Genomic DNA, 8354 nt, shown 5'->3' on the forward strand with positions numbered 1-8354 from the left:
TTGTACTGTCTGCGGCTTCGTCGCCTTGTCCTGATTTTTGTTAATCCACTATAAACTCGAAAGAGACCCTATGGAAAAAAAATTCTTAGACATCCTCGTCTGCCCCGTTACCAAAGGCAGGCTGGAATATCATCAGGACAAACAGGAATTGTGGAGCCGTCAGGCGAAGCTGGCGTATCCGATTAAAGACGGCATTCCCTATATGCTGGAAAACGAAGCGCGAGCGTTGAGCGAAGAGGAACTCAAAGCATGACCGAATTTGTCGTATTGATTCCGGCGCGGCTGGATTCATCGCGCCTGCCCGGAAAAGCCTTGGCGGACATCCACGGCAAACCGATGGTCGTGCGCGTTGCCGAACAGGCGGCAAAAAGTAAAGCCGCGCGCGTCGTCGTCGCCACCGACCATCCCGACATTCAGACAGCCTGTCAGGCGCACGGCGTCGAAGTCGTCATGACTTCAAACCGGCACGAAAGCGGCACGACGCGCCTTGCCGAAGCCGCTGCCGCGCTGAAACTGCCGCCGCATTTGATTGTTGTCAACGTACAGGGCGACGAGCCGCTGATTGCCCCCGAACTCATCGACCGCACTGCCGAAGTCTTGGTGGAAAACAACGTCCAAATGGCAACCGCCGCCCACGAATTGCACGATTTCGATGAATTGATAAATTCCAACGCCGTCAAAGTTGTCCTCGACAAAAACCACAACGCCATCTACTTCAGCCGCGCCCCGATTCCCTATCCGCGCGATGCAATGCGTGCCGGAAAACGCGAAATGCCGTCTGAAACCGCCGTCCTGCGCCATATCGGCATCTACGCCTACCGCGTCGGCTTCCTGCAACGCTACACCGAAATGAGCGTTTCGCCGCTGGAAACCATTGAATCGCTGGAGCAACTGCGCGTCCTGTGGCACGGCTACCCCATCGCCGTCGAAACCGCCAAAGAAGCCCCCGCCGCCGGTGTGGATACGCAGGAAGATTTGGACAGGGTCCGCGCCGTATTTCAGACCGTATAAAACAGGTTCAAAGGGAAAAGATATGCAGCAACATATTGAAAAATGGCAACACTTGAGTCGTGAAGAACAGAAAATCCTTGCCGAAGTATGGGGTCTCGTGCAAAACGATGATCAGGAGGTTCACTATGAAATGCTCAAATTGAACGCACCCGACGAAGCTAGCGGCGAATTTTGGTTCAGAATGGCAGAAACACTCAGCACCCTGCCGCCCAACCGTTCCCTCGACCTTAGAATGAACGGTGGCAGGCTGGCGACCGCCGTATCCATCCTTTCCGTCATGATTGAAGACAATCCCGACATACCGCAGCTTTGGGCGCAAAAAATTACCGCCCTCAACTATTTGGCACACGGACACAAAGCCCGTGCCGACGGTTTGGCACAACAGCCCGATAAAGCGGCAGAAGCCAACGAGGAGGAATACCTGACCAAAGCCCTGTCGCAAAACCTACTGTCAACATTGGATGCCGCGCTTGCACGTTTTCCTGAAGACGCGTGGTTTCAGGAAGCTAAGCAAGATGCCCAAAAGCATTTTTTATGAGGATTTGATTGATAAGAAAAGTAATGCGCCCCTCTGATGGGACGCAATATATAAGGATATTTTGTTTTGAGAAACGCCGATTGCTAGTATTAATGAGGTAAATATTATTTAATTTCAAGATGCTGATATTTATACTTCCTGTTTCTTCTTGACGGTATCAACAAAGTTAATTACAATTCTGCTTTCCTTAGGAGTAATGGCTGAGAGGCTGAAGGCACTTCCCTGCTAAGGAAGCATGTGGGGTCAACCTGCATCGAGGGTTCGAATCCCTCTTACTCCGCCAGATAAAAAAATAGACGCTGTGTTTTACAGCGTCTATTTTTTTATGCAATTTTATAGCGGGTTGACAAAACCAGTATGGTATTGCCCTGTCTTGATTTTGAATTTTGTTAATCCGAGATGCTTGCCGTTTATTTCTGCCTCGTTCAAACGGCGGCTCTGATCTACGCGGTTTCTGTTTGCCGTATTCGCCTATCCATACCGCAAATGTTATACTGGGAAAAATTTACTGATTGTGTTTTACGGCATATTTGCCGATAGGATGGAAGAGACAAATGAGCAGAATCCGGCAGGCTTTTGCCGCTTTGGATGGCGGAAAGGCATTGATTCCCTATATTACGGTGGGCGACCCCGATATTCGGACAACTTTGGCAATAATGCACAGTATGGTTGCAAATGGTGCGGATATTTTAGAGTTGGGTGTGCCTTTTTCCGACCCGATGGCAGACGGGCCGGTTATTCAGCGTGCGGCGGAACGGGCGTTGGTAAACGGTGTTTCTCTGCGCGATGTCTTGGATGTTGTCAGAAGGTTTCGTGAAACCGATACTCAAACGCCAGTTGTTTTGATGGGGTATTTGAATCCCATACATAAGATGGGTTATCGGGAGTTTGCTCAGGAAGCCGCAAAGGCGGGGGTGGATGGTGTGTTGACAGTGGATTCCCCCATTGAAACCATCGATTCTTTATATCGCGAGCTGAAAGGCAACGGGGTTGACTGTATTTTCCTGATTGCACCTACAACGACTGAAGGGCGCATTAAGACCATTGCACAATTTGCAGGTGGTTTCGTCTATTATGTATCGCTCAAAGGGGTCACGGGTGCGGCAAGTTTGGATACGGATGAAGTTTCGAGTAGAATAGAGCATTTGCGTCAGTATATAGATATTCCCATCGGTGTCGGTTTCGGTATTAGCAATGCGGAAAGTGCACGCAAAATCGGTCGGGTTGCCGACGCAGTTATTGTTGGCAGCCGGATTGTGAAAGAAATCGAAAACAATACAGGCAACGAGGCTGCCGCCGTCGGTGCTTTGGTAAAAGAGTTGAAGGATGCCGTGCGCTGACGGCGGTTCCTTATCCTGAATATTTTAGGAGTTGTCCATGAGCTGGTTAGATAAAATTCTGCCACCCAAAATCAAGAATCGCGGAAAAGACGGTTCTTCCAATGTTCCCGAGGGTCTATGGCACAAATGCCCGTCTTGTTCGGCAACCGTTTATTCTACCGAGTTGCAGCAGAACAATCAGGTTTGTCCGAAATGCAACCACCACAATCCGTTGTCGGCACGACAACGCCTGAATCTGCTTTTGGATGAGGATGGCAGAGAGGAGGTTGCCGGAAATGTCAAACCGACCGATCCTTTGAAGTTTAAAGACAGCAAAAAATATCCGGATCGTTTGAGTGCGGCACGCAAGCTGACCGGGGAAGATGATGCTTTGGTGGTAATGAAAGGCAAGATGAACGGCCTGCCCGTTGTGGTTGCTGCGTTTGAGTTCCGCTTTATCGGCGGTTCGATGGGTTCGGTTGTGGGCGAACGATTCGTACAAGGTATCCGTCGGGCGGTTGCTGACAATTGTCCGTTCGTCTGTGTGGCGGCTTCCGGCGGTGCGCGTATGCAGGAGGGTGTGAACTCATTGATGCAGATGACGAAAACCAGTGCCGCGCTGCACTTGTTGACGGAAAAACGCCTGCCGTTTATATCGGTATTGACCGATCCGACCATGGGCGGCGTATCCGCCAGCTTTGCTTTCCTCGGCGATGTCGTATTGGCCGAACCCAATGCCCTAATCGGTTTTGCGGGACCGCGCGTTATTGAACAGACTGTACGGGAAACCTTGCCGGAAGGCTTCCAGCGTGCTGAGTTCCTGCTGGAAAAAGGCGCGATCGACCAGATTGTCGACCGGCGTGAGATGAAGCAGCGAATCAGCAGTTTGATTACGTTGTTGCTCCGTCAGGACAAAGTTGCCGCCGCATAATGCCTGATAATGCGAATGCCGTCTGAAAATTGTTTCAGACGGCATTTTTATATCCGGTTTATTTGGAGTGTTGTTTCATCGATGGCGCATAATGTCCGGCACGTTCTTTCAGACGTTGTATCAGGCCGTGCGTGTCGGTCGGTATGCCGTCTTCGCAGAATGCCGCATACAGCACGGCGCGTAATGCGTCGTTGCGGCTTAATGCACCGCCTATCGGTTTCCATTCGGTATTTCGAGGCTGTATCCAACGGCGGTTGACCGTATCGCCGTATCCGAATACTTTGTAGGAGGAAAGTTTGTCGTTGCCGAAACGGATGGATGAGCGGGCGCAGAATATGCCTTCGGCAGTCAGGTTGTCGTAGCCTTTGTCGGAGCGGATATTGAGAATGTAGCGGATGCTGCCGTCGGGCGCGGGCATAATTTGCAGGCTGTCGAGCAGGATTTTCGGCTGTTTGCCGTAATTTTCATCCACATAAATGTCGAACCAGCCGTCCGAGTGCGTATCGGGCAGCGGCGGCAGTTCGGCGGTATGTTCTTTAAATTCGCGGGCGGTGGCTTCTTCGGGCGTTTCGCGGTAGCGGGTGTTGATCGGCGTGTCTTTTTGGCTGAAGCTGGTGGCAAGGGACGTGCCGGCAGTCAGGGTCAGAATCAGAAGGATGGCGCGGCGCATAGATTTCTCCAAGTTGAAAACGGCTTTATTTTATGGGTTGGTAGGGAGGGCTGCAAGCAAGTGGGGTATAATTCGGCTTTATTTAAACTTTTAACCGGTATCGGAACATGAACAGCGAAACTTTGGACGTTATCGGGCTGAAATGCCCTTTGCCTATTTTGCGTGCCAAAAAGGCTTTGGCGCAAATGCAGCAGGGCGACGTGTTGACCGTTCTGGCAACCGACGGCGGCGCGCCCGGGGATTTTGAGGCTTTTTGCCGCCAAACCGGTCATGTGCTGCTGGATGCTTCGGAGCAGGACGGCGTATTCAGGTTGGTCGTCCAACACAAATAAATGCCGTCTGAAATGCAGATAATCCGCCCGATTGTGTTGTTTGTAACTTTTATTTTTGCTGCATGCAGTGCCAAAAATCAACCTTCCGATGAAGATCGACAAGGCTTTGCGCGCATTGCCGTCGATTTGTTCCGGAATGCCTGCGTATCGACGCAGGGCGGTTTTGAACCGGTTTCCAAGTTTGCCGCTGTCGGACATTTTGTCCCTGTCGGAAAGGAAGACCTGTCCCATCTGCCGCCCGCTGTTGCAGAGCCCGATGCACGGGCATTGTGGATGCTTGAACAGGATGGCGGTATCTATTATCTGAGCCTGAGTGACAACAGTTGCAGTGTTAAAGCCAAATATGCTGACGCTGCCGCACTTTTGGAACATTTCTCAGGGCTTGTCCGACATCCGCCGCAAAATAAAAATTTGGAATTAAGGGCAGAACAGTCGGTGCAGGCACCGTTTGAAATCCGCCAAGTCAGCTATGCCTGGCGGGAAGCGGGCAGCCCTGAAGAAACCGTATTGACCGCCCAAACCGCCGATTCCCCGGATTTACCCGTACAGGCAGTTTTGAACCTGACGCACCGTTCCCACAACGGGAAACCCCTAATTCTCCCCTGACTTCAGACGGCATAAAGTCGGCATGCCGTCTGGAAACCAAAAATCTAAAAAGGAACAACCATGCAAACCCTGACCATTGTCCGACCCGACGATATGCACCTGCACCTGCGCGACGGCGACGCGCTCAAAGCCGTTGCACCCTATACCGCCCGCCAGATGGGGCGCGCCGTCATCATGCCCAACCTCAAACCGCCCGTCGTCAGCGTAGCCGACGCGCTTGCCTACAAAGCGCGCATCATGGCGGCATTGCCCGAAGGCAGCGCGTTTGAGCCGTTGATGACGCTTTATTTGACTGATAACGCCACGCCCGAACTTGTACGCGAAGCCAAAGCCGCCGGCATCGTCGCCTTCAAACTCTACCCCGCAGGCGCGACGACCAATTCCGATTCCGGCGTAACCGACCTGTTCAAACTCATCCCCGTTTTGGAAGAAATGGCAAAACAGGACATCCTGTTCCTCGTTCACGGCGAAGTAACCGACCCCGAAATCGACATTTTCGACCGCGAAGCCGCCTTTATCGAGCTCGTGATGAAACCCGTTTTGGCGCGAGTGCCGAATCTTAAAGTCGTGTTCGAACACATCACCACCGCCGAAGCCGCCCGCCTTGTTTTGGAAGCGGGCGACAACGTTGCCGCCTCCGTGACCCCGCAACATCTCCTGCTCAACCGCAACGATCTCTTGGTCGGCGGCGTGCGCCCCCATCATTTCTGCCTGCCCGTACTCAAACGCGAAACCCACCGTCAGGCATTGGTCGCCGCCGTTACCGGCGATAAGGCGCACAAATTCTTCCTCGGCACAGATTCCGCGCCGCACGCCAAATCCGCCAAAGAAAACGCCTGCGGCTGCGCCGGTATGTTCAGCGCGATGACCGCCATCGAGCTTTACGCCGAAGTGTTTGAAAAAGCAGGCGCGTTGGACAAACTCGAAGCCTTCGCCTCAAAAAACGGCGCAAGGTTCTACGGCATTCCCGAAAATACCGACACGATTACCCTCGTCAAACAAAGCCAAACCGTCCCCGCAAGTGTTCCCTACGGCGATGGCGAACTTGTCCCGATGCGCGCGGGCGGCGAAATCGGCTGGACGGTGCAGTTTTGAAAAAATTGGAGATATAAAATGAGCTATTTAAATTTAGATGATGATATGTATTTGGTTTATGATTTTAAAAAAGTCATGAAAAGAGAAAAAGAATTTATTGAAAAGACAAGATTATTATCATTAAATGACGAAAGTATCTTTGGCATCAAAAAAGACAAAGGCTTATTTGCATCAGAGGAATGGTGGAGTAATATTGATTCCGGACAGATTATCACCAGAAGCGTTTCCGGAGTGATATCGTCAATATATGAAGCGGGAATGGAACGAAGAAATATACCGAATAGTTTTAGTTTTATAGATGGTGAAGGCATCGTAAGGAATGAAAGTATGTATATGATGAATAAATCCGACAGACATTTATTTTGTGAAGGGAAAAAAATTGCTATTTTTTACGCGTATGACGAATTAAAAATATCAAAACAAAGAAAAGGAGACGTAATTGATTTGGAAAACAACTATGTTGAGCAAGTCATTGAAATGGCAATTTCAAAATAATCAGATGACGCCGGTGCCCAAGCCTACCAACTGGCCGATGGCGTCGGCAAAGTGGTCGATGCCGTCAAAAACCAAACCGGCCAACATTGATCGAACGGTCAAACAAAATGCCGTCTGAAAGGTTTTTCAGACGGCATTTGTGTATTTTCCGATTCGGATTTTCCGGAGTATCAACGGCGTTTGGGCTCGTCGGGGCGGATTTGGGCAGCGAGTTTGTCGAGGATGCCGTTGACGAATTTGTGCCCGTCCGTACCGCCGAAGGTTTTGGTAACTTCGATGGCTTCGTTGATAATGACGGGGTAGGGCGTTTCGGGCATGGCGGACAGCTCGTGGCAGGCGGTCAGCAGGACGGCGCGTTCGATGGGGTTGAGGTCTTTTTCGTCCCTGTCGAGCAGCGGGCGGATTTGTCGGATGTACTCTGCCGCATTGGTTTGCGTGCCGAAGAAAAGTTTGTTGAACAATTCTTCGTCTGCCTTGGCAAAGTCTGACATTTCGCGGATGTTTTTAGCAATCTCGGGTGCTGCGGTGCGGTTGATAAGGGATTGGTAAACGGCTTGTACGGCAAGCTCGCGGGAACGGCGGCGGGCTGTTTTCATGATTTTTCCTTGAAACGGTTGGGCGGCACAGTATGCCGTCTGAAACGGAAAGGGCGCATCGGTGTACGCCCTGTTTGTTATTCTTCGTCTTCAAACTGTTCTTCGAGCAGGAGGTTGACGAGGTTGGCGCATTCCACGGCGACTTTGGCGGCATCCGAGGCTTTTTCTTCAATCCGTTCGATTGCCTGTGCGTCGTTTTCGGTGGTCAGGACGGCATTGGCAATCGGGATGTTGTAGTCGAGTGCGACGCGGCTGACGCCTGCTCCGGATTCGTTGGAAACCAGCTCGAAATGGTAGGTTTCGCCACGGATGACGACGCCGATGGCAATCAGTGCGTCAAACTTTTCGGAAGAGGCAAGGTTCATCAGCGCGATGGGGATTTCAAGTGCGCCGGGTACGGTGGCGACGGTAATGTTTTCGTCTGCCACGCCCAATTCTTGGAGGGTGCGGCAGCAGACTTTGAGCATTTCGCTGCCGATTTCGTTGGTGAAGCGTGCCTGTACGATGCCGATGCGGAGGTGTTTGCCGTCGAGGTTGGGGGCGATGGTGTTCATTGGGGGTTTCCTTTGGTATTCGGAGGTTTCGGAATGCCGTCTGAAGGGTCAGTCCTTAGGTTGCCAGTCGGCGACGGTTTGGAATGTGCCGTCTTCGGCAAGCTCCCATGCGCTGCCTTCGGGTTGTGAGAGCAGTGCGGCGGTTTCAGGGTTGGTTTTGGTGATGTCGGCAATACTGAGGATGCTGAAGTTGTCCGGATCGTCGGT

13 protein-coding genes and 1 tRNA gene are annotated in these 8354 nt (G+C 51.7%); 10 read left to right on the forward strand and 4 right to left on the reverse strand.

Going from position 1 to position 8354, the window contains the following annotated elements; genetic code table 11:
• The first annotated feature begins 70 nt into the window (after window positions 1-70).
• The 6 genes from KEM39_RS10230 to accD all read left to right on the forward strand — a co-directional run bounded on the left by KEM39_RS10230 (window position 71) and on the right by accD (window position 3799).
• Complete coding sequence (locus KEM39_RS10230) at window positions 71-253, forward strand: Trm112 family protein (protein ID WP_002221286.1); 183 nt, start codon at window positions 71-73, stop codon at window positions 251-253.
• The gene (gene kdsB, locus KEM39_RS10235; RefSeq protein ID WP_211709962.1) at window positions 250-1011 is read left to right on the forward strand and encodes a 3-deoxy-manno-octulosonate cytidylyltransferase; all 762 of its coding nucleotides are present in this window, start codon (window positions 250-252) and stop codon (window positions 1009-1011) included. Before KEM39_RS10230 ends, kdsB begins: the two co-directional genes overlap by 4 nt.
• 22 nt (window positions 1012-1033) lie before the next feature.
• A complete protein-coding gene (locus KEM39_RS10240; RefSeq protein ID WP_025457374.1) occupies window positions 1034-1549 on the forward strand; it encodes a hypothetical protein in 516 nt (171 codons plus the stop codon).
• A 190-nt stretch (window positions 1550-1739) separates the two neighbouring features.
• Window positions 1740-1832: transfer RNA gene (locus KEM39_RS10245), tRNA-Ser, on the forward strand.
• 271 nt (window positions 1833-2103) lie between these two features.
• Window positions 2104-2889, forward strand: a complete 786-nt coding sequence (gene trpA / locus KEM39_RS10250) for a tryptophan synthase subunit alpha (protein WP_211709963.1) — start codon at window positions 2104-2106, stop codon at window positions 2887-2889.
• A 37-nt stretch (window positions 2890-2926) separates the two neighbouring features.
• Complete coding sequence (gene accD, locus KEM39_RS10255) at window positions 2927-3799, forward strand: acetyl-CoA carboxylase, carboxyltransferase subunit beta (protein ID WP_107859285.1); 873 nt, start codon at window positions 2927-2929, stop codon at window positions 3797-3799.
• A gap of 58 nt (window positions 3800-3857) precedes the next feature.
• Here the strand turns inward: accD and KEM39_RS10260 are convergent, their stop codons facing one another.
• A complete protein-coding gene (locus KEM39_RS10260; protein ID WP_211709964.1) occupies window positions 3858-4469 on the reverse strand; it encodes a CNP1-like family protein in 612 nt (203 codons plus the stop codon).
• A gap of 107 nt (window positions 4470-4576) precedes the next feature.
• On the opposite strand from KEM39_RS10260, the gene KEM39_RS10265 reads away from it, so the two are divergent.
• From KEM39_RS10265 to KEM39_RS10280, 4 genes are read left to right on the forward strand one after another with little or no spacing between them, the layout of a single operon-like run.
• Entirely contained in the window at window positions 4577-4801 is a 225-nt protein-coding gene (locus KEM39_RS10265; protein WP_003675596.1) for a sulfurtransferase TusA family protein, read from the forward strand.
• Window positions 4802-5407 carry an NMCC_0638 family (lipo)protein gene (locus tag KEM39_RS10270; RefSeq protein ID WP_211709965.1) on the forward strand — a complete coding sequence of 202 codons (606 nt, stop codon included), beginning with the start codon at window positions 4802-4804 and terminating at the stop codon, window positions 5405-5407.
• 60 nt (window positions 5408-5467) lie between these two features.
• The gene (gene pyrC / locus KEM39_RS10275; RefSeq protein ID WP_211709966.1) at window positions 5468-6502 is read left to right on the forward strand and encodes a dihydroorotase; all 1035 of its coding nucleotides are present in this window, start codon (window positions 5468-5470) and stop codon (window positions 6500-6502) included.
• 18 nt (window positions 6503-6520) lie between these two features.
• On the forward strand, window positions 6521-6997 hold the full coding sequence (locus tag KEM39_RS10280; RefSeq protein WP_211709967.1) for a hypothetical protein: 477 nt from the start codon (window positions 6521-6523) through the stop codon (window positions 6995-6997).
• A 170-nt stretch (window positions 6998-7167) separates the two neighbouring features.
• Here the strand turns inward: KEM39_RS10280 and nusB are convergent, their stop codons facing one another.
• The 3 genes from nusB to KEM39_RS10295 form a co-directional block, all read right to left on the reverse strand.
• Window positions 7168-7593 carry a transcription antitermination factor NusB gene (nusB, locus tag KEM39_RS10285; protein ID WP_002214168.1) on the reverse strand — a complete coding sequence of 142 codons (426 nt, stop codon included), beginning with the start codon at window positions 7591-7593 and terminating at the stop codon, window positions 7168-7170.
• 77 nt (window positions 7594-7670) lie between these two features.
• On the reverse strand, window positions 7671-8147 hold the full coding sequence (gene ribH / locus KEM39_RS10290; RefSeq protein WP_002214167.1) for a 6,7-dimethyl-8-ribityllumazine synthase: 477 nt from the start codon (window positions 8145-8147) through the stop codon (window positions 7671-7673).
• Between the two features lie 48 nt (window positions 8148-8195).
• The coding region (locus KEM39_RS10295) for an immunity protein Imm33 domain-containing protein (RefSeq protein WP_211709968.1) at window positions 8196-8354 on the reverse strand (159 nt) is incomplete at its 5' end.

It is taken from the genome of Neisseria sp. Marseille-Q1983, from assembly GCF_018224585.1.
GTDB lineage: Bacteria > Pseudomonadota > Gammaproteobacteria > Burkholderiales > Neisseriaceae > Neisseria > Neisseria polysaccharea.